At 44.9% G+C, this 22979-nt stretch carries 21 protein-coding genes and 1 tRNA gene; 7 read left to right on the plus strand and 15 right to left on the minus strand.

The window, feature by feature from the left end:
- Positions 1-215 precede the first annotated feature (215 nt).
- Positions 216-2918 (plus strand): bifunctional acetaldehyde-CoA/alcohol dehydrogenase, encoded by a 2703-nt coding sequence (adhE, locus tag EX191_RS01730; RefSeq protein WP_012841564.1) that lies wholly within the window; start codon positions 216-218, stop codon positions 2916-2918.
- 141 nt (positions 2919-3059) lie between these two features.
- Here adhE and EX191_RS01735 read toward each other — a convergent pair whose 3' ends face one another.
- The 3 genes from EX191_RS01735 to sodB form a co-directional block, all read right to left on the minus strand.
- Positions 3060-3743, minus strand: a complete 684-nt coding sequence (locus EX191_RS01735; protein WP_012841565.1) for an SDR family oxidoreductase — start codon at positions 3741-3743, stop codon at positions 3060-3062.
- A 190-nt stretch (positions 3744-3933) separates the two neighbouring features.
- Positions 3934-4437 (minus strand): VC2046/SO_2500 family protein, encoded by a 504-nt coding sequence (locus EX191_RS01740; protein WP_193447025.1) that lies wholly within the window; start codon positions 4435-4437, stop codon positions 3934-3936.
- A gap of 155 nt (positions 4438-4592) precedes the next feature.
- The gene (gene sodB, locus EX191_RS01745) at positions 4593-5177 is read right to left on the minus strand and encodes a superoxide dismutase [Fe] (protein ID WP_005396533.1); all 585 of its coding nucleotides are present in this window, start codon (positions 5175-5177) and stop codon (positions 4593-4595) included.
- A 284-nt stretch (positions 5178-5461) separates the two neighbouring features.
- On the opposite strand from sodB, the gene EX191_RS01750 reads away from it, so the two are divergent.
- Together EX191_RS01750 and EX191_RS01755 are read left to right on the plus strand one after the other, a co-directional pair.
- Positions 5462-5797 (plus strand): Grx4 family monothiol glutaredoxin, encoded by a 336-nt coding sequence (locus EX191_RS01750; RefSeq protein ID WP_017635833.1) that lies wholly within the window; start codon positions 5462-5464, stop codon positions 5795-5797.
- Positions 5798-5871: 74 nt separating this feature from the next.
- Positions 5872-6501 (plus strand): DsbA family protein, encoded by a 630-nt coding sequence (locus EX191_RS01755; RefSeq protein WP_005396534.1) that lies wholly within the window; start codon positions 5872-5874, stop codon positions 6499-6501.
- Between the two features lie 75 nt (positions 6502-6576).
- On the opposite strand, the gene EX191_RS01760 is transcribed toward EX191_RS01755, so the two are convergent.
- Both EX191_RS01760 and rnt read right to left on the minus strand, forming a co-directional pair.
- Positions 6577-7902 (minus strand): Na+/H+ antiporter family protein, encoded by a 1326-nt coding sequence (locus EX191_RS01760; protein WP_005396535.1) that lies wholly within the window; start codon positions 7900-7902, stop codon positions 6577-6579.
- 28 nt (positions 7903-7930) lie between these two features.
- Positions 7931-8575: a ribonuclease T gene (rnt, locus tag EX191_RS01765; protein WP_005396536.1), complete on the minus strand. Its 645-nt coding sequence runs from the start codon at positions 8573-8575 to the stop codon at positions 7931-7933.
- A gap of 263 nt (positions 8576-8838) precedes the next feature.
- On the opposite strand from rnt, the gene motY reads away from it, so the two are divergent.
- Entirely contained in the window at positions 8839-9720 is an 882-nt protein-coding gene (motY, locus tag EX191_RS01770) for a flagellar protein MotY (protein ID WP_012841571.1), read from the plus strand.
- A gap of 120 nt (positions 9721-9840) precedes the next feature.
- Here the strand turns inward: motY and EX191_RS01775 are convergent, their stop codons facing one another.
- The 10 genes from EX191_RS01775 to EX191_RS01820 all read right to left on the minus strand — a co-directional run bounded on the left by EX191_RS01775 (position 9841) and on the right by EX191_RS01820 (position 18300).
- Entirely contained in the window at positions 9841-10275 is a 435-nt protein-coding gene (locus EX191_RS01775; RefSeq protein WP_005384886.1) for a DUF2753 domain-containing protein, read from the minus strand.
- A gap of 150 nt (positions 10276-10425) precedes the next feature.
- Complete coding sequence (gene gloA, locus EX191_RS01780; protein ID WP_005380739.1) at positions 10426-10842, minus strand: lactoylglutathione lyase; 417 nt, start codon at positions 10840-10842, stop codon at positions 10426-10428.
- A 32-nt stretch (positions 10843-10874) separates the two neighbouring features.
- Complete coding sequence (gene nth / locus EX191_RS01785) at positions 10875-11516, minus strand: endonuclease III (protein WP_042522463.1); 642 nt, start codon at positions 11514-11516, stop codon at positions 10875-10877.
- 64 nt (positions 11517-11580) lie between these two features.
- Entirely contained in the window at positions 11581-12273 is a 693-nt protein-coding gene (locus tag EX191_RS01790; protein ID WP_005396543.1) for an electron transport complex subunit E, read from the minus strand.
- Positions 12273-12905 (minus strand): electron transport complex subunit RsxG, encoded by a 633-nt coding sequence (gene rsxG, locus EX191_RS01795; RefSeq protein ID WP_006743364.1) that lies wholly within the window; start codon positions 12903-12905, stop codon positions 12273-12275. The genes EX191_RS01790 and rsxG overlap by 1 nt, the downstream gene beginning before the upstream one ends.
- A 7-nt stretch (positions 12906-12912) precedes the next feature.
- Positions 12913-13959, minus strand: coding sequence for an electron transport complex subunit RsxD (rsxD, locus tag EX191_RS01800; protein WP_012841573.1), 1047 nt, complete (start codon positions 13957-13959; stop codon positions 12913-12915).
- Positions 13959-16709: an electron transport complex subunit RsxC gene (gene rsxC / locus EX191_RS01805; RefSeq protein ID WP_193447026.1), complete on the minus strand. Its 2751-nt coding sequence runs from the start codon at positions 16707-16709 to the stop codon at positions 13959-13961. Before rsxC ends, rsxD begins: the two co-directional genes overlap by 1 nt.
- Positions 16710-16717: 8 nt before the next feature.
- Positions 16718-17314 (minus strand): electron transport complex subunit RsxB, encoded by a 597-nt coding sequence (gene rsxB, locus EX191_RS01810; protein WP_005396655.1) that lies wholly within the window; start codon positions 17312-17314, stop codon positions 16718-16720.
- Between the two features lie 3 nt (positions 17315-17317).
- Positions 17318-17896 carry an electron transport complex subunit RsxA gene (gene rsxA, locus EX191_RS01815; protein ID WP_005380762.1) on the minus strand — a complete coding sequence of 193 codons (579 nt, stop codon included), beginning with the start codon at positions 17894-17896 and terminating at the stop codon, positions 17318-17320.
- A gap of 328 nt (positions 17897-18224) precedes the next feature.
- Positions 18225-18300 (minus strand) — tRNA-Asn (locus EX191_RS01820).
- A gap of 559 nt (positions 18301-18859) precedes the next feature.
- On the opposite strand from EX191_RS01820, the gene uvrB reads away from it, so the two are divergent.
- The 3 genes from uvrB (at position 18860) to luxU (ending at position 22932) form a co-directional block, all read left to right on the plus strand.
- Positions 18860-20890 (plus strand): excinuclease ABC subunit UvrB, encoded by a 2031-nt coding sequence (uvrB, locus tag EX191_RS01825; RefSeq protein WP_193447027.1) that lies wholly within the window; start codon positions 18860-18862, stop codon positions 20888-20890.
- 294 nt (positions 20891-21184) lie between these two features.
- On the plus strand, positions 21185-22591 hold the full coding sequence (gene luxO, locus EX191_RS01830) for a quorum-sensing sigma-54 dependent transcriptional regulator LuxO (RefSeq protein WP_193447028.1): 1407 nt from the start codon (positions 21185-21187) through the stop codon (positions 22589-22591).
- A complete protein-coding gene (gene luxU, locus EX191_RS01835) occupies positions 22588-22932 on the plus strand; it encodes a quorum-sensing phosphorelay protein LuxU (protein WP_012841577.1) in 345 nt (114 codons plus the stop codon). The genes luxO and luxU overlap by 4 nt, the downstream gene beginning before the upstream one ends.
- Positions 22933-22979: the final 47 nt, after the last annotated feature.

Raw genomic sequence — 22979 nt, forward strand, 5'->3', positions numbered from 1 at the left:
TATGTCGTTTTAGTGTGATGGGGCACCACTTTGGTGGTATTTAGGTCGTGAGAACTGATCCAAGTCAATTTTTTTCACACTCTGAAATATTATACTCAGTCCTGAAAGCAATTTACTAAGACGTTTGTTTTCTAAGTGACTGATAAACAGTAAAAACGATAAGTAATAGCCTTAGTAAAAAGTTTTTAATATTTGTTAATTTTAGGAGATTCCCTATGCCTGTAACTAATATGGCTGAACTAGATGCAATGATTGCTCGCGTTAAGAAAGCGCAAGAAGAGTTCGCTACTTACTCTCAAGAGCAAGTAGACAAAATCTTCCGTGCAGCATCGCTTGCAGCTAACCAAGCCCGTATCCCGCTAGCTCAACAAGCGGTTGAAGAATCTGGTATGGGTATTGTTGAAGATAAAGTAATCAAGAACCACTTCGCTTCTGAGTTTATCTACAACAAATACAAAGACGAACAAACGTGTGGCATCCTAGAAGAGGATGACAACCTAGGTACTATGACTATCGCTGAACCTGTAGGTATCATCTGCGGTATCGTACCAACGACTAACCCTACATCTACAGCGATCTTCAAATCTCTAATCTCTCTGAAGACTCGTAACGGTATCATCTTCTCACCACACCCACGTGCGAAAAACTCGACTAACGACGCAGCGAAACTGGTTCTAGACGCAGCAGTAGCAGCGGGTGCACCAAAAGACATCATCGGTTGGATCGACCAACCTTCTGTTGAGCTTTCTAACGCTCTTATGAAACACGATGACATTGCTCTTATCCTTGCAACTGGTGGCCCAGGCATGGTTAAAGCAGCTTACTCTTCTGGTAAACCAGCAATCGGTGTAGGTGCAGGTAACGTTCCTGTTGTTATCGACGAAACTGCTGACATCAAACGTGCAGTGGCTTCTATCCTGATGTCTAAGACTTTCGACAACGGCGTAGTATGTGCTTCTGAGCAGGCTGCAATCGTCGTTGATGAAGTGTACGACGAAGTAAAAGAGCGTTTTGCTTCTCACAAAGCTTACGTACTAAGCAAAGCAGAAGCAGAAAAAGTTCGTAAAGTTCTTCTTATCGATGGCGCGCTAAACGCGAAAATCGTAGGTCAGCCAGCAGCGGCAATCGCTGAAATGGCAGGCGTTAAAGTTCCAGCAGACACGAAAGTCCTTGTTGGTGAAGGTCTAGGTAAAGTGTCTCACGATGACGCATTCGCTCACGAGAAACTATCTCCAACTCTAGGTCTATTCCGTGCTGACAACTTCGAAGACGCGGTTGCTCAAGCGGTAACTATGGTTGAAATTGGTGGTATCGGCCACACATCTGGTCTTTACACTAACCAAGATACTAACGCTGACCGTATCCGTTACTTCGGTGACAAGATGAAGACAGCTCGTATCCTAATCAACATCCCGACTACTCACGGTGGTATCGGTGACTTGTACAACTTCAACGTTGCGCCTTCTCTAACTCTAGGTTGTGGTTCATGGGGTGGTAACTCTATCTCTGAGAACGTAGGTCCTAAACACCTAATCAACAAGAAAACTGTAGCGAAGCGAGCTGAAAACATGTTGTGGCATAAACTACCTAAGTCAATCTACTTCCGTCGTGGTAGCCTTCCAATTGCTCTAGGCGACCTAGAAGGTAAGAAACGCGCATTCTTAGTAACTGACCGTTTCCTATTCAACAACGGTTACGCAGATGACGTAGTAAGTCTACTTAAAGCTCAAGGTATGGAAGTTCAAACATTCTTCGATGTTGAAGCTGACCCAACGCTTTCTGTTGTAGAGAAAGGTGCGGCTCAAATGGCTAGCTACCAACCAGATGTTATCCTAGCGCTAGGCGGTGGTTCACCAATGGATGCTGCGAAGATCATGTGGGTAATGTACGAGCACCCAGAAACTCACTTCGAAGAACTAGCAATGCGCTTTATGGACATCCGTAAACGTATTTACAAGTTCCCTAAAATGGGTCAAAAAGCTGAGCTTGTATGTATCACTACAACTTCAGGTACTGGTTCAGAAGTTACACCATTTGCGGTTGTTACTGACGACAAGACTGGCGCTAAATACCCACTAGCTGACTACGAAATCACGCCAAACATGGCTATCGTTGATGCTAACCTAGTGATGAACATGCCTAAGTCTCTAACAGCATTTGGTGGTTACGATGCAGTAACTCACGCTCTAGAAGCTTACGTATCTGTTCTTGCGAACGAATACTCTGATGGTCAGGCTCTACAAGCACTTAAGATGCTAAAAGAATACCTACCTTCAAGCTACGCGAACGGCGCTAACGACCCAATCGCTCGTGAGAAAGTACACAACGCAGCAACTATCGCTGGTGTGGCATTTGCTAACGCATTCCTAGGTGTTTGTCACTCAATGGCGCACAAACTAGGTGCTGAGTTCCACATTCCACATGGCCTAGCAAACGCACTACTTATCTCTAACGTTGTACGTTACAACGCGAACGATAACCCAACTAAACAAACAGCGTTCTCTCAATACGACCGCCCACAAGCACGTCGCCGTTACGCTGAAGTTGCTGACCACTTAGGTCTAAGCCAAGCTGGTGACCGTACTGCTCAGAAAATTGAACGTCTACTAGCATGGTTGGATGAGCTAAAAGTGAACCTAGACATCCCAATGTCTATCCAAGCGGCAGGCGTAGCCGAAGCAGACTTTATCGCGAAACTTGATGAGCTAGCAGTTGAAGCGTTCGATGACCAATGTACTGGTGCGAACCCTCGCTACCCACTAATTAGCGAACTTAAAGATGTGTTAATGGCTTCTTACTACGGTAAAGCATTCGTTGAAGGTGAAACTTTCGAAGGTACAACAGTTATCAAGAAGAAAGCAGACCAAGAAGCAGCGAAAGCGGCGCCTAAAGCAAAGAAAGAAAAAGCTGACGCGTAATTAAGAGTCGTGTGAGTAAGGTTTTCGCTAGCACGAAACCTTAACCGGGAAAAAGTAAAAGCCCCAGTCATTTGACTGGGGCTTTTTTGTTGAAAGAGTTGAGTAAGAGCGATCCGTTGACGCAACAAACATGTTGTCCATTCATACCTCAGTAGCAACCACTCTGCCACTAAAATACTCATTTGATACGATATATGCGGTATTGCGAACCAATTCATCTTGGATCTCGGCCCAGTGTCTTTCGTTAAGTTCTTCTCTTGTATGGTTTACCGAAGGAATGACGCCACCCACCCGAATATTAAATGGAGTGAGCTCTTTTGCCCAACTGTGAGTAAAACCTGACACCAAAGCAGCCATGCTTTCGACTCCCGTTAAATCTTCATGGCTGTCATGGGAAATGACGTTAACAATTACCCCTTTCTTATTTCTAGCGCGAAATCGTTCGGCTCCCACTTGGCCATAGGTGTAGAGGAAACGCGCTGCAGAAGACAAGTGATCAATGTAAGTACTCATAGGTTCGGGAGCCATCAAGCCTGGCATGGGAGAGCTCGTCCAGCAATTGACTATCACGTCTGGTGTCGCACGCAGCTGCGATTCTATCTGATCAAACAGTAAGTTAATGGACGTTGTGTTATCACTGCACACATTCATCGCATAGACTTTATCTGTGAAGGCACTAATCTGCTCATAGCTCGATTTTAGAGCGCTAGAGTTTTGGTCACAAAGAATCAACGTCGCTCCAAGGTGAGCAAAGTGACTAGCACAAGTCCTTCCTATAACAGAACCTGCAGACGTGACGAGAATAATTGATTCTTTAATATCCATAACACCTTCACTGTATCCCTGTGTGAAAAAATACACCAGTGGTTTGTGCTATTAGCATGGTTGAAATTAGAAAGGCTCAGTGTGAAAGACTTCAAACTAACGCTTTTGGATGAGGACTATTGTGCGGTAATTTGTAAGGCGTCACATTTCTGACTGTGGATACTGCAAGTTGTTGGTTGAACGATGATCTCTATACTTGCAGTTGAATTTGATACTGACGTTGAGCCGTCACTAGTTGATTGTATAGCCCTGCATCTGGGATGAGGTTTTTGTTGCTCTCGCCCAATTTGCGTCGCTCATGACCGGATAGGTTGTGATAAACGTCTTCAGGAAGATTAAACGTATCTTCCGGCAAGTAGGTCAGGGCGTCTGGTTTCAAGTAGTGACTCAGTTTCGCTGAGGGTAGACCTGCACCGTGGAATTGTTTTGCTTGCTGTGCTGCTAGCTCATAGCTGCTGCTATCAGAACGAAGAGCTTGAGGCGTTGACAATTCAAGTTGTTGACGGAGTATATCTTCGCTAGTGGCTACTTCTTTGATTTCCTCCACAGGTACAACGTCGCGTACATCGTTAGAAAACATCGACAAAATCAGTGCAAAATCGGCACGACGTCCTTCGTGGACAGCATGGTTGATACCATTGCCGAACTGAAGCTCGTTAATAATTGCCGCTTTGTCTAAAGTATGAATTTGCATGATGTTCCTCGCTCGATGCCATTTTAACGGCGTGTCTGAGAAGAACTTTAGGAAAAAGAAGAGATTAAATTGGAGTTTTAAGCGAAAAATAAAAAGCTCGCTGGTTCAGCGAGCTTTTAAAATAAGACTAAATTGAACTTAGGGGGGAAGTAAAATTACTTCGCTAGGTTCTCAGCTACGAAGTCCCAGTTTACAAGTGCCCAGAAGCCGTTCATGTAATCAGGACGTACGTTGCGGTAATCGATGTAGTATGCGTGTTCCCATAGGTCAACAGTTAGAAGTGGTGTTGTGCCTTCTTCTGTTAGAGGAGTAGCAGCGTTAGAAGTGTTAACGATCTCTAGAGAGCCGTCAGCTTTCTTAACAAGCCAAGTCCATGAAGAACCGAAGTTGTTGATTGCTGAATCAGTAAACTTCGCTTTGAATTCTTCGAAAGAACCGAATGCTGCGTTGATTGCGTCAGCAACTGCGCCTGTTGGTTCGCCGCCCGCGTTTGGAGCAAGACAGTGCCAGTAGAACGTGTGGTTCCAGATTTGCGCTGCGTTGTTGAATACGCCACCAGTAGAAGTCTTGATGATCTCTTCTAGAGTTTTGCCTTCGAACTCAGTGCCAGGGATAAGACCATTTAGCTTAACAACGTATGTGTTGTGGTGCTTACCGTGGTGGTAGTCTAGAGTCTCTGCTGAGATGTGTGGTTCTAGTGCGTCTTTCGCGTAAGGAAGAGCTGGTAGTTCAAATGCCATTACTCGATTCTCCATTGATTTGAAAGGATGACCTTTCGATTGCTTCCAGTGTTTTTTATAGCTATGTAGCCTTTAAGGCTGACTTGCTAAGTATTTTAGCAAGTTTTTACTTTATTAAAACCCCGATATGAAAATATTTTAAGGGGTTAGCGGCTGTGAAGTGCTGAATTGTTCGCCATCAAGCAACCTGAATTTAAGCCTTATTAATTATATGGTTTTTATTCTGTCGTTATTGAGTAGAATGTGGCAGATAAACAAAGTTCAAACCCATGAATGAGGAAGCGATGGAAACTATCGACAAAATCAAACAGCAGATCTCTGAAAACTCAATCCTGCTGTACATGAAAGGATCACCGAAACTGCCAAGCTGTGGTTTCTCTTCTCAAGCGTCACAGGCTCTAATGGCATGTGGTGAGAAGTTCGCTTACGTAGACATTCTGCAAAACCCAGATATTCGTGCTGAGCTACCAAAGTACGCACAATGGCCAACATTCCCTCAACTATGGGTTGAAGGCGAGCTTATCGGCGGTTGCGACATCATTCTAGAAATGTTCCAAAAAGGTGAACTTCAGCCTCTAATCAAAGAAGCTGCAGCGCGCGCTGAAGATCAAGCTGAGTAATTCGTAAATACTCACATTTAGCGATAGAATACGAAGGAGCCGTACTGGCTCCTTTTTCTTTTTAGGTTAGTGGAATGAACATAAAGCTTTACTACGTGCATGACCCAATGTGCAGTTGGTGTTGGGGTTACAAACCGACGCTTGATAAATTGAAACAGCAACTGCCAGGCGTTATTCAGTTTGAGTATGTGGTGGGTGGTCTTGCGCCAGATACTAGTTTGCCGATGCCACCAGAGATGCAACAAAAACTCGAAGGTATTTGGAAGCAGATTGAGCGTCAGTTGGGCACCAAGTTTAACTACGATTTCTGGAAGCTTTGTACGCCAGTAAGAAGCACTTACCAATCTTGTCGCGCAGTTATCGCTGCGGGCTTTCAAGATTCTTATGAGCAGATGCTAGAAGCGATTCAACATGCGTATTATTTACGTGCGATGCCTCCTCATGAAGAAGCGACTCACTTGCAGCTAGCTAAAGAAATTGGTTTGAATGTTCAGCAGTTCAAGAACGATATGGACGGCTCTTTCTTAGAAGGTGTGTTCCAAGATCAACTGAGTCTTGCAAAGAGCCTAGGCGTGGATTCTTACCCTAGCTTGGTTCTTCAAATTAACGACGCTTATTTCCCGATTGCCGTGGATTATCTGTCAACAGAGCCTACCTTGAAACTGATACGTGAGCGTATTATTGACAATATGCCAGCGCAATAATCGCGATTTCAAATAACAAAAAGCCGCTCAATGAGCGGCTTTTTCGTAACTAAGAATATCCATCAAACAACGGTACTAAAGCACCATTGCAGCAATCCAACCAAAGATGATCAGTGGAATGTTGTAGTGGATAAAGGTTGGAACAACCGTTTCCCAAATGTGCTCATGCTGACCGTCGGCATTTAGACCAGATGTAGGGCCTAATGTAGAGTCAGAAGCAGGAGAGCCTGCATCACCCAAAGCGGCAGCAGTTCCAACTAGCGCGATTGTTGCCATTGGCGAAAAACCAAATGCCAACGCGAGTGGAACGTAGATTGTCGCCAAGATTGGAATGGTTGAAAACGATGAACCGATACCCATTGTTACCAACAGACCAACAATTAGCATTAATAGCGCAGCAAGCGGCTTATTATCACCAATGCTGGTAGAGAGAGACTGTACTAATGTCTCAACGCCACCTGTTTGCTTCATTACCGCAGCAAAACCTGCGGCAGCGATCATGATGAAACCAATCATAGCCATCATATGCACGCCTTTTGTGAAGACATCGTGCGTTTCTTTCCAGGCAATCACACCGCCAAAAGTAAACACCATAAAGCCAGCTAGAGCACCAATAATCATTGAGCCGGTGTAAAGCTGAACACCCAATGCGGCGACAATACCAAGAGCGGCCACCAAGATGTGCTTTTTATTGATAGCATGATCTGTCTCGTGAACGACAGTCAACTCCGTTTCTTCGTAGATGCGCGGTTTACGGTAGCTAACAAAGATCGCCAGCAATAGACCAAACAACATACCAGCACCTGGCAGTAACATTGCAGTTGGAACTTGGCTTGCAACCACGTTTTCCAAACCGTTGTCATGTAGGTTCTTTAATAGAATATTGTTTAAGAAAATACCGCCGAAACCAACAGGTAAGATCATGTAAGGTGTGATCAAACCGAAGGTAAGAACACACGCAACCAAACGTCGATCGAGCTTAAGTTTCGCAAATACGCCCAAAAGAGGTGGAATCAAAATTGGAATAAAGGCGATATGGACCGGAATTACGTTCTGAGATGACATAGTGACAAGAACGAGCGCGACTAACACCGCGTACTTTAACCCGGTAGTCGACGCCGAGTTTTCTTTACCGTTTAAGCGCTTGATAACACTTTTTGCCAGTAGGTCCGTGATGCCAGATTTAGAGATGGCAACGGCGAAAGTACCTAACATTGCGTAGCTCAGAGCGATAGTCGCACCGCCACCTAAACCACTTTCGAACGCGGCAACTGTGTCTCCAAGGCTCATGCCTGCGACAAGGCCACCAACGATGGCACTAAACGTGAGGGCAACCACCACGTTTACGCGCATCAATGCTAACACGAGCATGACGCACACTGATATAACGACAGGATTCATACTTTTCCTAATATGTTGTGTTTACTTATTATTCTTCGTCAGCAAGCGGCCAACCGCCGAGGGCCTTCCATTTGTTGACAATACCGCAGAATAATTCTGCTGTTTTTTGTGTATCGTAAAGCGCTGAGTGTGCTTCACGATTATCGAATTCCATCCCGGCCGTTTTGCATGCTTTCGCGAGAACCGTTTGACCATAAGCAAGGCCACTCAATGTTGCCGTGTCAAAAGTAGCAAAGGGATGAAAAGGGACTCTTTTTAGTTTACAGCGCTCATTGGCTGCATTTACAAAACCTAAGTCGAATGCTGCGTTATGGGCAACCATAATTGCGCGCGAGCAATCTGCGGCTTTTTGTTCTTTGCGAATAAGTTTATAAATCTCTTTTAACGCTTCTTGCTCAGAAACTGCACCACGAAGAGGGCTATATGGGTCACGAATACCATTGAATTCTAGCGCTTCTTTTTCTAAGTTAGCGCCCTCAAATGGCTCAACATGAAAATGAATGGTGGAGGCCGGATGCAACACGCCATCTTCGTCCATTTTTAACGTAACGGCGCAAATTTCTAAAAGTGCATCAGTTTGAGCATTGAAACCTGCGGTCTCAACGTCTACTACCACAGGGAAATAACCACGAAAGCGTTTTTTCAAGGTCAGAGCTTCATTTTCTATTGTCATGTCGGCTTATTTTTGTGTGACGAAGACTGCATTATTGCAGATTATACCGACGAGAAAAACCGCAATTTAGGAGAAAAACGGAATTCTATTTTGCATCGCATCAATACGCTCGATCGCATTTCGGGTGATTGAGTTACCATGATTAACGTTAATCGTAATATCACGATATTTCGCACGTTGGCGAGGTTTTTGCATGCCAGGTGAAGTGGTTTTATTGATTCAAATTGACGGCAACAGACTGCCGTTTAAGAGACAGTACTTAGATGAAGAAATGGCTGATTACTAGTGGCGTTGTATTTTCGTTGTTTAGCACAAGCAGTTTTGCTGTGATGGGCAAACGTTATGTTGCCACTCCACAGCAATCTCAATGGGAAATGGTGGTCAACACACCGTTAGAATGCCAACTTGTTCACCCTATTCCAAGTTTTGGAGATGCGGTATTTTCATCTCGTGCGAATAAAAAAATCAATTTAGACTTTGAGTTAAAAATGCGTCGTCCGATGGGAGAAACACGTAACGTCAGTCTCATCTCTATGCCGCCACCTTGGCGACCAGGTGAACACGCCGATCGAATTACAAACCTAAAGTTTTTTAAACAGTTTGATGGTTATGTCGGAGGGCAGACAGCATGGGGCATTTTGTCTGAGCTGGAAAAAGGGCGTTATCCGACCTTTAGTTATCAGGATTGGCAGAGCCGAGATCAGAGAATTGAAGTCGCATTGTCATCCGTGCTGTTTCAAAATAAGTACAACGCGTTTAGCGACTGTATTTCCAATTTATTGAAATACAGTTTTGAAGACATTGCCTTTACGATTTTGCACTACGAAAGACAAGGCGATCAGTTAACCAAGGCTTCCAAAAAGCGTTTATCACAAATTGCAGATTATATCCGACATAATCAAGATATCGATCTCGTGCTGGTGGCGACGTACACCGATTCAACCGATGGCAAAAGTGCGAGTCAAAGTTTATCTGAGCGACGTGCAGAGTCACTTCGTGATTATTTTCAGTCTCTAGGGCTACCGGAAGATCGAATTCAAGTGCAAGGGTACGGCAAGCGTCGTCCTATTGCAGATAATGGCTCGCCAATAGGAAAAGACAAAAACCGCCGAGTCGTAATATCACTCGGGCGAACCCAAGTGTAACGAATATAAAAACGCCGAAGCTGAAAGCTTCGGCGTTTTTAATTTACTGACGTTGTTAATAATATTTTAATGGGATTTTGCTAAGTACCTTTCGGTGATTCCGGCTGTATAATTTGGATGTTAGTTTAATCGGAATTTGGCAATGACTTCGCAATTTGTTGCGGTATCGATTTTTTCAACCTGTTTGGCAATAGCCGGATTAGGGTGACGTTTCATGAAGTCTATTAATGCTTTAGTGCAACATCCTATTGAGTCGATAAAGCTTGCACATTCTTTATTTGGGCATTGTGGGATGAGTGTTAAGACTTTCTCTGAAGCCAGCTGAAGGTATTTGAGTTCATAGTCAGTGTCTCCGGCCCAACGCCAGAATTGAGCTAAGTTATGACAAGAAATCACAGAAATTAATAATCGCTCGTCTGCTTCAATTTCCACACATTCGCTAATATCTTCACTCAGGCTTAGGGCTTGCTGGTAATGAAGAATGCTGCGAACAGGGTCATCTAGTTGAAGTGCCGTATCGGCTAGAAGTGTGTGTTTTTCCCATTCACTGATCATTATCGTAATCCCGCATATCGAAGTTGCGAACAAATCTAAACGATAATTATTATCAAGTAAAGTGTTTTGTTTATAAAAGGACAGGCAGATCGCAGACCTGCCTGTAATCGATTTTCAACTTGCAGTACAAGTGATTATTAGAAGTACCGCTTAGCCTTCCAGACCTGCTGAAGCTTGCTTGTTTTGGATAAGCTCAATCATATAGCCATCTGGGTCTTTTACGAATGCAATGTGCGTGCTTCCGCCTTTTACTGGACCTGGTTCACGCGTCACATTACCGCCCGCCGCTTTGATAGCGTCGCAAGTTGTGTAGATATCATCAACACCAATGGCGATATGACCAAAAGCAGTACCTAGGTCATATTCAGTTTTACCCCAGTTGTAAGTTAGCTCGATCACAGCACCTTGGGATTCGTCACCGTAGCCAAGAAACGCCAGTGTGTATTCGTACTCTTTATTCTCGTTCGTACGAAGCAACTGCATGCCCATAACTTCAGTGTAAAACTTGATGGATTTGTCTAGATCACCTACGCGAAGCATAGTGTGGAGAATTCGACCATTTGACATTTTTTGCTCCTAGCTTTGATTTTCAAATAGCGTTAGCTATCTGGATATACTTTCTCTTTATATTCGCACAAATCTTCAATAATGCAGCTACCGCAGCGAGGCTTTCTCGCCAAGCACGTGTAGCGGCCATGAAGAATGAGCCAGTGGTGCACATCGAGTTTGAACTCTTTTGGCACAACTTTTAATAGCTTTTGCTCGACATCATCAACCGTTTTGCCCATTGCAAACTTAGTACGATTCGACACGCGATAAATGTGCGTATCGACGGCAATGGTTGGCCAACCAAAAGCGGTGTTGAGCACGACGTTTGCGGTCTTGCGACCTACGCCTGGTAGCGCTTCTAACGCTGCACGATCTTCAGGAACTTCACCATTGTGTTTTTCCAACAAGATCTTACAAGTCTTGATAGTGTTTTCTGCCTTTGAGTTAAACAAACCGATGGTCTTTATGTATTCTTTTAAGCCATCAACTCCCAAATCGAGAATACTTTGCGGTGTATTAGCGACAGGGAAAAGTTTGTCGGTGGCTTTATTGACACTTACATCGGTTGCTTGCGCTGATAATAATACCGCGATTAGCAGCTCAAAAGGGGAGCTCCAGTTAAGCTCAGTTTGAGGATTCGGATTGTTTTCTCGTAATCGCTCAAGAATTTCGATTCTTTTTATTTTGTTCATTGCTGACTTCCAATACCGTCTCTGCGGTTTATGAAAAAGGCTCCTATGACAGAGCCTTATCTTGTTATGCGTTAGTGACGCGAGCACGTTCTATGGTTGGTTTTTCTTCTTTTGGTTGACGTGCCTGGACTGAATTATCGATGACATTTTTAAGCGCTATCAACAGACCAACGCCGATAAATGCACCGGGTGGAAGAAGCGCTAGCAGAAAGCTGTTGTCAAATTGGAAAACTTGAATGCGGAGAGCGGATGCCCAGTCTCCTAATAGCAGATCTGCCCCGTCGAATAGTGTGCCATTACCAATTAACTCACGCATGGCACCTAGCACGACCAAAACGCTTGTCATACCAAGCCCCATCCATAAACCGTCTAATGCTGCAGGCGCAACATCATTTTTTGAAGCATATGCTTCAGCTCGACCAATAATGATGCAGTTGGTTACAATCAGAGGAATAAAGATACCAAGAGACAGGTATAAACCATACGCATAGGCATTCATCAATAACTGAACACAGGTAACGAGAGAGGCAATGATCATCACGAACACAGGAATGCGGATCTCTTTTGGTACGTAATTACGAATAAGAGAAACCGTGACGTTGGAGCCGACCAGCACTAATAAGGTTGCAATACCAAGACCTAAGGCATTGGTTATCGTGGAAGAAACCGCTAGTAGTGGACACAGACCCAGCAGCTGTACGAGAGCAGGGTTATTGCTCCACATACCGTTTTTCATCAGCAATTTATTTTCACTCATTACTGCTCTCCTTCACAGCCCAAAGGCTGGCTAAGAATGTCTTCACGAGATTGGTTTACGTAGTTAACGGTATTTCGCACCACTTTTACGACGGCTCTAGGCGTGATCGTTGCACCAGTAAATTGATCGAAATCACCACCATCTTTACGAACTTTCCATGAGTTCCAGTTACTTTCCGTGACTTGTTTGCCCGTAAAGCTCAGGATCCAGTCGGTGACACGAAGATCAATTTTATCGCCCAGGCCAGGGGTTTCTTGATGGCTTAAGACGCGTGTCCCCAAAATATTGCCCTGATTGTCAATCCCAGTAATAACTTTTATCTCACCATTGTAGCCATCGGGCGCGATGGATTCTATTGCGATTGCTGTCGGTTCACCATTCTTCGTGGCGAGGTAGGCTGGCATCGCACGTAATGTCCCCAGTTCTGGTGACGTGACCATAGTGCAGGCTTGCGTGAGTGCGTTGTCATGCATGTTTTCTGGAATGACTTGATTCAAAACAGAAAGCAATTGTTGTTGTTCTTGTATCTTGATTTGGTCTTTTGTTAGGTACTGAGTAAAGGCGACTAATCCGGTTGTTGCACAGGCAAAGATCGCAAGTGTCAGACCATTTTTTCTAATAGCGGTTAACATGTTTACCTCAGTGACCGTAAGTTCTAGGTTTGGTGTAGTAATCGATCAGTGGCACACACATATTTGCAAGTAACACTGCGAATGCAACACCATCAGGGAAGCCGCCCCAACTGCGAATGATAAAGACCAAAGCACCAATAAGCGCGCCAAAGATCAAACGTCCTTTAACGGTGGTAGACGCCGACACGGGATCGGTTGCAATAAAGAATGCGCCAAGCATGGTTGCACCTGATAACAAGTGGAAGATTGGCGACGCAGTTTCCCCTGGGGTCAGCAAGCTGAACACGAGGCTAAATAGCGTCAGGCTCGCTAGGAAGCCTACGGGGATATACCATTGGATGATGCGTTTTTTGATCATCACTAAACCACCAAGTAAGTAGGCAAGATTTACCCATTGCCAACCAATGCCAGCTAATCCATCGAATATTGGCTGCGACAGTACTTCGCTTGGGGTTGCACCTGTATGAATACCAGTTTTAAATGCATCAAGTGGCGTCGCCATTGTCACGCCGTCAACCCCCGTTCGAACTTGCTGAAGCGATAAGCCGTCGTAATCATAGCCCGTAAAAATTAAAGAGAGTGTATCTGCAAAATTTACGTGATCAGGTATGAGTGACGTCGGGGCACTCCAACTCGTCATTTGCACTGGGAATGAGATCAACAAGACCACATAAGCGACCATGGCAGGATTGAATAAGTTTTGACCAAGGCCACCATATAGGTGTTTAGCGATTACGATCGCGAAAATAAGTCCGATCACCATAATCCACCACGGAGACCATGGTGGGATCGCCACGGCTAATAACCAAGCGGTAACGATCGCACTGTTATCACGTAGTGCTCGCATCGGCGAACGTTTACGGAAGACCATAACTAAGGCTTCAAGTGATACAGCGACTGCGATGGCAAAAATCAGCTGAATAAGCGTTCCCCACCCAAAGAAGTAGGTCTGAGCCGCTAAACCTGGGAGAGCACAAAGTGCCACCCATTTCATTAAGTCAGGTGTACTACGACGGCTGTGGGTATGCGGTGAACTGGCAATAAAAAACGACACTACTCGTTCTCCTCAGTATTATTTTTATTAGCTTCTTGCTGCGCTTTGCGAGCCTTCGCGCGCGCAATAGCAGCAGCGACAGCCGCTTTTTTCGGATCTTCAGTTTGTTCATCAGGCGTTTCAGCTTCTACCTTTTCGGCTGGTTCTTCTTGCTTAGCTTTACGCGCTTTGGCACGCGCAATAGCCGCAGCGACAGCCGCTTTTTTCGGATCTTCAGCTTGTTCAGCAGGCGTTTCAGCTTCTACCGTTTCGGCTGGTTCTTGTTGCTTAGCTTTACGCGCTTTGGCACGCGCAATGGCAGCAGCAACCGCGGCTTTCTTCGGATCCACTTCTGGTTCTTCGGAAGTTGCTTCTTCAACAGGCTCTGTTTGCGTTTCTTGCTTAGCTTTACGCGCTTTGGCACGTGCAATGGCAGCAGCCACGGCGGCTTTTTTCGGATCTTCGGTTTGCTCGGCAGGTGCTTCAGCTTTTTCCGCTTCAGTTGAGTCTGCTTGTTTCGCTTTGCGCGCTTTGGCTCGAGCAATTGCAGCGGCAACTGCGGCTTTTTTCGGATCGTCGGTTTGCTCAGCAGGTGCTTCAGCTTCTTCCGCTTCAGTTGAGTCTGCTTGCTTCGCTTTACGCGCTTTGGCACGTGCAATCGCAGCAGCCACGGCGGCTTTTTTCGGATCGTCGGTTTGTTCGGCAGGTGCTTCAGCTTCTTCCGCTTCAGTTGAGTCTGCTTGTTTCGCTTTACGTGCTTTGGCACGTGCAATGGCAGCAGCAACCGCGGCTTTCTTGGGATCGTCGGTTTGCTCAGCAGGTGCTTCAGCTTCTTCCGCTTCAGTTGAGTCTGCTTGCTTCGCTTTACGCGCTTTGGCACGTGCAATCGCAGCAGCAACCGCGGCTTTTTTCGGATCGCCGTCTTGCTGTGCAGACGTTTCTGATTCTGCAGATTCAGTTGAATCTTCTTGTTGTGCTTTTTTCGCTTTAGCTCGGGCGATGGCTGCTGTAACTGCCGATTTCTTATCATCAGCGTTGTTATCTGGCGTTTCGCCTTGTTCTTTTTGTGCTTTACGTTCGCGGGCTAGACGTTTGCGTTCTTCGCGCAGTTTTGCCATTTCTGAGTTATCAGGTTCACTAGAGCCTGCTTTAGCGGCTGCGGCCTGTTTTGCCTTCGCTTTGGCAATGGCTGCAGCGACGGCAGGTTTCACGGCTGGCTCTGCTTTTTCTGTTGTTTCTGTCTTCTGAGCTTTCACTCGTGCGATCGCTGCTGCAATCGCATCATCACCACCAGAAGATTTCATGTCTTTACGGCGCTGATCGGCTGCTTTCTTAAAGCGATTTTCACGTTCTGCTTTTTCGCGCTCCATACGCGCTTTCTTCTCTTCAAAACGCAGCTTCGCTCGCTCCGCAGCTTCCGCTTCTTGTGCTCTGGTGCGAATTTCCGCTTTTGCTTGGCGGTAGTACTGTACGAGAGGAATTTCACTTGGACACACAAACGCGCAAGCACCGCACTCGATACAATCCTTTAGGTTTAGTTCTTCGAGTTTGTCATACTCTTCAGCTTTTGCATGCCATTGCAGTTGCTGAGGTAGCAGTGAAGCAGGGCAAGCTTCAGCACATTGGCTACAGCGAATACATTCCATCTCATGTTGGTGCGGAGAGATCTCACGACGAGTCGGGGCAAGGATACAGTTTGCTGTCTTGGTAATCGGCACTTGAGAGTGGGGAAGGGTGAAGCCCATCATTGGTCCACCCATGATTAAACGTTGTAACTTCTTATCGGCTTTATAGCCAAACTCATCCAATAACGCCTGTACTGGTGTACCTAATAATGCCCAAACATTGCGTGGTTGTTTGAATGTTTTACCGGTGAGAGTCACCACGCGTTTTATCATCGGTTCACCATCGATGATTGCGCGTTTGATTGAGTAAAGAGAACCGACATTTTGAACCAAAATACCAATATCGGCTGGAATTGCGCCGCTTGGTACTTCTTTATTGGTCAAAATTTTGATCAGCTGTTTTTCACCACCAGAAGGGTATTTAGTCGGGATAACGCGAATGACGATATCTTTGTTTAGAGCCGCAGCTTCTAAAGCTTTAATTGCCTCTGGTTTGTTATCTTCAATACCAATAATCGTGAGCTTTGGTGTCAGGATATGTTCGACAATCTCGATACCTTGGATGAGCTCTTCGGCATGCTCTTGCATGAGCTTGTCATCAGATGTGATGTACGGCTCACACTCAGCCGCGTTGACGATAAGAATCTCTGTGCGAGCAAAGCCAGATTGGATTTTTTTTGCGGTAGGGAAACCTGCGCCACCCATACCAGAAATGCCTGCGAGACGAATAATATCTATCAGTGCGTCAGGTGTTTCTTGTTTGTAATCCGCGACGGGTTTTCTGTCACACCATGTATCGTTACCATCAGGTGTAATGACCGCACAGAGTTCACTCAGACCTGAAGGGTGAGCAACGGTTCTAGGCTCAATTGCGGTGATCGTACCCGATGTAGGAGCATGCACTGGAACGGTAAAACCAGTTTCGGATTGCGTTAATGGCTGACCTTTTAATACGTGGTCACCTTCGGCAACCAATAAGTTACCAGCCTTACCAATGTGCTGTTTTAGCGGTAATACAATTTCTGATGGGATAGCCGCGTGAACGAGCTCAGTTTTGTTGGACTGCTTTTTGTTTTCTGCCGGATGCACACCACCAGGGAAATCCCAAAGCGAGCCTGTACGAATTTGTTCAATCAAAGACAACATGCGAAACCTTACTTAATTGAATCTTTCACGTTCGCTGCATCGTCGGCAGCATCCGTAATGTTGAGTACTGGAATGGAGTTAAGTTGCCACTTCCAGCTTTCCGTGGTGGTTGCCACAGGAATCATTTCAATACAATCAGTTGGACATGGTGCAACACATAAGTCACACCCCGTACATTCGTCTTTAATTACGGTATGGACCGCTTTTGTACCGCCTACAATTGCATCCACTGGACACGCTTGAATACACTTAGTACAGCCAATGCACATATCTTCGTGGATAAATGCAACGGTTGGAATTTTGCTGTCGAGATCGTGCGCAGATTCTTCTGGCTCAACACCCATTAAGTCGGCGAGCTTTTCGATGGTTGCCTGACCGCCTGGCGGACATTTGTTGATGTGGTCGCCATTTGCAATCGCTTCAGCATAAGGGCGGCAACCAGGGTAGCCACATTGACCGCATTGAGTTTGAGGTAAGATTGCGTCGATTTGATCCACAATTGGGTCTGCCTCGACTTTGAAGCGAATAGAAGCAAAACCAAGTATCGCGCCGAAAATCGCAGCAAGAACCGCTAACGCGATGATCGCAATTAAAATCGTACTCATTGTTTACTTCACCAAACCTGTAAAGCCCATAAAGGCTAGTGACATTAAACCCGCTGTAATCATTGCAATCGATGCACCTTTAAAAGGCACTGGTACGTCGGCGGCAGCTATGCGCTCACGCATGGATGCAAAAAGTATCAACACCAATGAGAAACCAACAGCGGCGCCGAAGCCGTAGATAATCGATTCGATAAAGTTATGGTTCTCATTAATATTAAGAAGCGCGACGCCTAATACCGCGCAGTTTGTAGTGATCAGCGGTAAGAAAATACCAAGCAAGCGATAAAGTGTTGGACTTGTTTTGTGCACAACCATTTCGGTGAACTGCACCACAACGGCTATCACCAAAATAAAACTCATGGTTCGAAGGTACTCAATACCCAGTGGACGAAGAATGTAGCTTTCCACTAAATACGCACACACTGACGCGAGCGTTAGCACAAAAGTTGTCGCTAAGCCCATACCTATTGCTGTTTCCAGTTTTTTGGACACACCCATAAAAGGACATAGGCCCAAAAACTTCACCAGTACAAAGTTGTTCACCAGCACAGTGCCGACCAACAACAAAACATATTCGGTCATAGTTATTACGTTCTTAAAATCCGATCTTGATATTATCGTGTTTTGTGACACCAATAACAACCAGTGAACGATGTGGTTTTACATACACGATGGAAAAATAGTCGTCTATGTGAGGTATTTTGATGAATTAATAAGAAATTGAACAGTTTGCTGAATGGATTTTACAAAGACGCTGGTGCTGCCTTTCCTCAAAGAATCTTTTGCTCAGAAGGCGGGAATTACATTTAGCGAGTAATTTTAAGTCGTCACTTGAGATATTGATGGTGAAAGAAGTTTTTGATTTCAAAACGAAAAAAGCCGTGTCTTGCGACACGACTTTTCTGGAATTTGGCTCCTCCTGCTGGGCTCGAACCAGCGACCTGCGGATTAACAGTCCGTCGCTCTACCAACTGAGCTAAGGAGGAATTGCTTTGCTTGAAAGCGGAACGAATCTTACCGAGCAGCCAAACTACTGTCAACAATAAAAAAATACATTTTTAGCAAAAAATATTGGGGGAAGGGCTTTACTTTTCTGTACTGCTTGTCAGTAAAGGGGTGAGGTTACTTATCCACTAATTTTGTGGATAACTATGTTGATGAGATCTGAGTAAAGATCTTTTATATGCAACCTGGTTTTTATTCAGTGAATTTTTAATCAGGGTTATACAGAAAATATGCAATTAAAACATAGATTTATTGATATTAAGCAAAATGTATTCAAGGTGGATAAAAATCTAGCTTTTGGGGATAAAGAGTGTTTAGGCCAATTTTTGGGGAAAAGTTGTGGAAACTGCAATGTGAAGAATGGGTGTGGCTCTTCAGCTAGGGCGAAGTACTATATCAGAGTAGGTTTTGTATGGCTATAGCATTCTAGACAAACAAGAAAATTTATTAACAATGGTGGGTAAATTTTCAATAGACGTAGATTTCATTGGCTAAGGTGTATATATATACAGCCAAAGCGCAGTAAAGTTGAGGAAGGGTATGAGTAAAGTCTATGAATTGGTCTCCGATTATCAGCCATCGGGTGACCAGCCGGGAGCGATCAAGCAGCTGCTTGAGGGGCTCGATGCTGGACTGGCACATCAAACACTATTGGGGGTAACGGGATCGGGTAAAACGTTCACACTAGCGAATGTTATCGCTCAAGCCCAGCGACCTGCAATATTACTTGCTCCAAACAAAACGCTCGCAGCGCAATTATATGGCGAGATGAAATCATTCTTTCCCAATAATGCGGTGGAATACTTTGTTTCCTACTACGATTACTACCAGCCTGAAGCTTATGTCCCGACGACGGATACTTTCATTGAAAAAGACGCATCAGTTAACGCTCACATAGAGCAAATGCGCCTTTCCGCAACGAAAGCACTATTGGAACGTAAAGACGCGATTATCGTTGCGTCTGTTTCTGCTATCTATGGTTTGGGTGACCCAGAATCTTACTTGCAAATGATGTTGCATTTACGTCGTGGTGACGTGATTGATCAACGGGACGTGCTACGACGTTTGGCAGAGCTACAATATTCAAGAAATGACGTGACATTTGAGCGAGGACAGTTTCGGGTTCGTGGCGAAGTGATTGATATCTTTCCAGCGGAATCTGACCAAGACGCAGTTCGTGTCGAAATGTTTGATGATGAAATTGACTGCATCAGTGTTTTTGATCCATTGACTGGTGTGGTGAAACAGCGAGATTTACCACGCTACACTATTTATCCTAAGACGCACTACGTGACACCAAGAGATCGTATTCTTGAAGCGATTGAAAATATTAAGGTTGAATTAGAAGTACGCAAAAAACAGCTTCTAGACAACAACAAGCTACTGGAAGAACAGCGTATTAGCCAGCGGACTCAATTCGATATCGAGATGATGAATGAGTTAGGTTTTTGCTCAGGTATCGAAAACTATTCTCGCTATCTCAGCGGACGATCGGAAGGCGAGCCGCCACCGACATTGTTTGATTATTTGCCTCATGACGGTTTGTTGATCATCGATGAATCCCACGTGACGGTGCCGCAGATTGGTGCCATGTATAAAGGTGACCGCTCTCGTAAAGAAACGCTGGTAGAGTTTGGTTTTCGCTTACCTTCTGCGTTAGATAATCGTCCCCTCAAGTTTGAAGAGTTTGAAGCGTTAGCACCGCAGACGATTTTTGTCTCTGCGACGCCAGGAAATTATGAACTAGAAAAATCGGCTGGTGATGTAGCGGATCAAGTTGTTCGTCCAACAGGCTTGCTTGACCCAGAATTGGAAGTTCGCCCAGTGGCGACCCAAGTAGACGACTTGTTGTCTGAAATTCGCCTCCGTTCTGCTAAAGATGAGCGAGTTCTAGTGACAACATTGACCAAACGAATGGCCGAAGATCTCACCGAGTACTTGCACGAACATGATGTTAGGGTACGTTACTTACACTCAGATATTGATACCGTAGAACGTGTGGAGATCATCCGTGATCTTCGTCTTGGCGAGTTTGACGTGCTGGTGGGAATTAACTTGCTACGAGAAGGCTTGGACATGCCTGAAGTTTCGCTGGTTGCAATATTGGATGCAGATAAAGAGGGCTTCTTGCGCTCCGAGCGTTCACTGATTCAGACCATTGGTCGTGCTGCGCGAAATCTTGAAGGTAAGGCGATCTTGTATGCTGACCGAATCACCAACTCCATGAAAAAGGCGATGGATGAAACCAACCGCCGCCGCGAGAAGCAGAAAGCGTACAACGAAGAAATGGGCATTTCGCCGCAAGCACTCAAACGAAATATCAAAGATATTATGGAATTGGGCGATATTACCAAGTCTAAACGTCAGCGTAATACTAAACAGGTACCGTTGTCGAAAGTGGCGGAGCCTTCGCAAATATACGAGGTCATGTCTCCTCAACAGTTGGAAAAAGAAATCAGTCGACTTGAGGCGGCAATGTATCAGCACGCGCAAGATTTAGAGTTTGAATTGGCGGCGCAAAAGCGTGACGAGATTGAAAAACTAAGAGCGCAGTTCATCGCAAATAGTTAAAAATAAGCTTAATGATCTAGCTTAGCCAAGAGTTTTAGATTGCTTGCAAAAAAAAGAAGCCAATAGGCAGTCGGGTCTATTGGCTTGTTTTGTGAACATCTCGTTCACTAACAACGTCAGTTGGCTAGGTGACCCGAGGGGTCACTAAACTATCAGCATGGTTTATGCCATTTTTTAAATAATTGATATTATTTTTGAATCCTTTCTCTTACCCATAATTTAGCTAATGTTATTTGCAAAATGCAAAGCGTAATGCGATTATTGTTTAAAACACAACAAAATATTAGCTAGGTTATGCAACAAAAATCTGAAGGTCCTAAATCTCGTTACCTTTTAATGGTTGAGGATACCGCATCTGTTGCGGCACTGTACCGCTCATACCTGACACCGCTTGGTATAGATATCAATATTGTCGGTACAGGTAGGGATGCCATTGAAAGTCTCAACCATAGAATTCCAGATCTTATTCTGCTCGATCTTCGTCTGCCATATATGACGGGGATGGACGTTTTACACGCTGTAAAAAAGAGTCATCCAGACGTACCTATTATTTTTATGACCGCTCACGGTTCTATCGATACCGCGGTAGAAGCAATGCGTCATGGCTCTCAAGACTTTTTGATCAAACCGTGTGAAGCAGACCGTTTACGTGTCACGGTTAACAATGCGATTCGTAAAGCGACTAAGTTAAAAAACGAGGCTGATAACCCGGGCAATCAAAGTTATCAAGGCTTTATTGGCAGCAGCCAAAATATGCAACAGGTTTACCGCACGATTGATTCAGCAGCGAGCAGTAAAGCGAGTATCTTCATCACTGGTGAAAGTGGTACGGGTAAAGAGGTATGTGCCGAGGCAATCCATGCGGCAAGCAAGCGTGGTGACAAGCCTTTTATTGCGATTAACTGTGCTGCAATTCCAAAAGATTTGATTGAGAGTGAACTGTTTGGTCACGTGAAAGGTGCTTTTACCGGTGCAGCAAATGATCGTCAGGGTGCAGCGGAATTAGCGGATGGTGGCACACTTTTCCTTGATGAATTGTGTGAGATGGATTTAGATTTGCAAACCAAATTGCTACGATTTATTCAAACCGGCACGTTCCAAAAAGTGGGCTCATCAAAAATGAAGAGCGTGGATGTTCGCTTTGTTTGTGCAACTAACCGTGACCCATGGAAAGAGGTACAAGAAGGTCGATTCCGTGAAGATTTGTACTATCGTTTGTATGTCATTCCTTTGCATTTGCCACCTTTACGTGAACGAGGTGAAGATGTCATTGAAATTGCATACTCACTGTTAGGCTATATGTCGCACGAAGAAGGAAAAAGCTTCGTGCGTTTTGCGCCTGATGTAATCGACCGATTTAATAGCTATGAGTGGCCAGGCAACGTTCGTCAGTTACAAAACGTGCTGCGCAATATCGTTGTTCTAAACAACGGTAAAGAAATCACGTTGGATATGTTACCGCCACCGCTGAATCAACCGCTTGACCGTCCGTCTTCTGTGGCGAAATTCATTGAGCCGAAAGTGATGACTGCGTCTGAGATTATGCCGTTGTGGATGACAGAAAAAATGGCGATAGAGCAAGCGATTGAAGCGTGTGATGGCAATATCCCCCGAGCGGCGGGATACCTTGATGTCAGTCCGTCGACGATTTACCGCAAGTTACAGGCTTGGAATGGCAAGGAAGAGCGGCAAAAAGTATGAGTGTGAATGTATTAAATCAGCAAAAAATCGATGAACTGTCGATGGAGATTGGCAGTGATAATGTTCCTGTTTTACTCGATATTTTCTTAGGGGAGATGGATACCTACATCGAGAATTTATCTCAGTTTCAAGGGACAGAGCGATTGCGTTACCTAAAAGAAATCAGTCACGCGTTAAAAAGCAGTGCAGCGAGCTTTGGAGCAGACCGTCTTTGTCAATTGGCGATGTCGATAGATAAAAAAGCCAAAGCAGGTGAGTTAGCTGAAGAGTCAGACGAGTTAAAAACGATGTTCGATCTTTTGCACGAAACACGCGACGCTTATCGTGATTGGCAGCAGTAATGCGCGGTTCTAATGAGGCTCTTACACAAAACCCTTCACTTGAGTGA

Origin of the sequence: Vibrio chemaguriensis (assembly GCF_012275705.1) — a bacterium.
Taxonomy (GTDB): domain Bacteria; phylum Pseudomonadota; class Gammaproteobacteria; order Enterobacterales; family Vibrionaceae; genus Vibrio; species Vibrio diabolicus.

Coding starts and splice junctions, on each gene's coding strand:
- EX191_RS01755 (WP_005396534.1), top strand. CDS start 5,872: ATGAACATAAAGCTTTACTACGTGCATGACCCAATGTGCAGTTGGTGT.
- EX191_RS01735 (WP_012841565.1), bottom strand. CDS start 3,743: ATGGATATTAAAGAATCAATTATTCTCGTCACGTCTGCAGGTTCTGTT.
- gloA (WP_005380739.1), bottom strand. CDS start 10,842: ATGTCAAATGGTCGAATTCTCCACACTATGCTTCGCGTAGGTGATCTA.
- luxU (WP_012841577.1), top strand. CDS start 22,588: ATGAGTGTGAATGTATTAAATCAGCAAAAAATCGATGAACTGTCGATG.
- rsxG (WP_006743364.1), bottom strand. CDS start 12,905: ATGTTAACCGCTATTAGAAAAAATGGTCTGACACTTGCGATCTTTGCC.
- EX191_RS01790 (WP_005396543.1), bottom strand. CDS start 12,273: ATGAGTGAAAATAAATTGCTGATGAAAAACGGTATGTGGAGCAATAAC.
- rsxA (WP_005380762.1), bottom strand. CDS start 17,896: ATGACCGAATATGTTTTGTTGTTGGTCGGCACTGTGCTGGTGAACAAC.
- luxO (WP_193447028.1), top strand. CDS start 21,185: ATGCAACAAAAATCTGAAGGTCCTAAATCTCGTTACCTTTTAATGGTT.
- EX191_RS01750 (WP_017635833.1), top strand. CDS start 5,462: ATGGAAACTATCGACAAAATCAAACAGCAGATCTCTGAAAACTCAATC.
- sodB (WP_005396533.1), bottom strand. CDS start 5,177: ATGGCATTTGAACTACCAGCTCTTCCTTACGCGAAAGACGCACTAGAA.
- nth (WP_042522463.1), bottom strand. CDS start 11,516: ATGAACAAAATAAAAAGAATCGAAATTCTTGAGCGATTACGAGAAAAC.
- uvrB (WP_193447027.1), top strand. CDS start 18,860: ATGAGTAAAGTCTATGAATTGGTCTCCGATTATCAGCCATCGGGTGAC.
- rnt (WP_005396536.1), bottom strand. CDS start 8,575: ATGACAATAGAAAATGAAGCTCTGACCTTGAAAAAACGCTTTCGTGGT.
- EX191_RS01740 (WP_193447025.1), bottom strand. CDS start 4,437: ATGCAAATTCATACTTTAGACAAAGCGGCAATTATTAACGAGCTTCAG.
- rsxC (WP_193447026.1), bottom strand. CDS start 16,709: ATGTTGTCTTTGATTGAACAAATTCGTACAGGCTCGCTTTGGGATTTC.
- EX191_RS01760 (WP_005396535.1), bottom strand. CDS start 7,902: ATGAATCCTGTCGTTATATCAGTGTGCGTCATGCTCGTGTTAGCATTG.
- motY (WP_012841571.1), top strand. CDS start 8,839: ATGAAGAAATGGCTGATTACTAGTGGCGTTGTATTTTCGTTGTTTAGC.
- EX191_RS01775 (WP_005384886.1), bottom strand. CDS start 10,275: ATGATCAGTGAATGGGAAAAACACACACTTCTAGCCGATACGGCACTT.
- rsxB (WP_005396655.1), bottom strand. CDS start 17,314: ATGAGTACGATTTTAATTGCGATCATCGCGTTAGCGGTTCTTGCTGCG.
- adhE (WP_012841564.1), top strand. CDS start 216: ATGCCTGTAACTAATATGGCTGAACTAGATGCAATGATTGCTCGCGTT.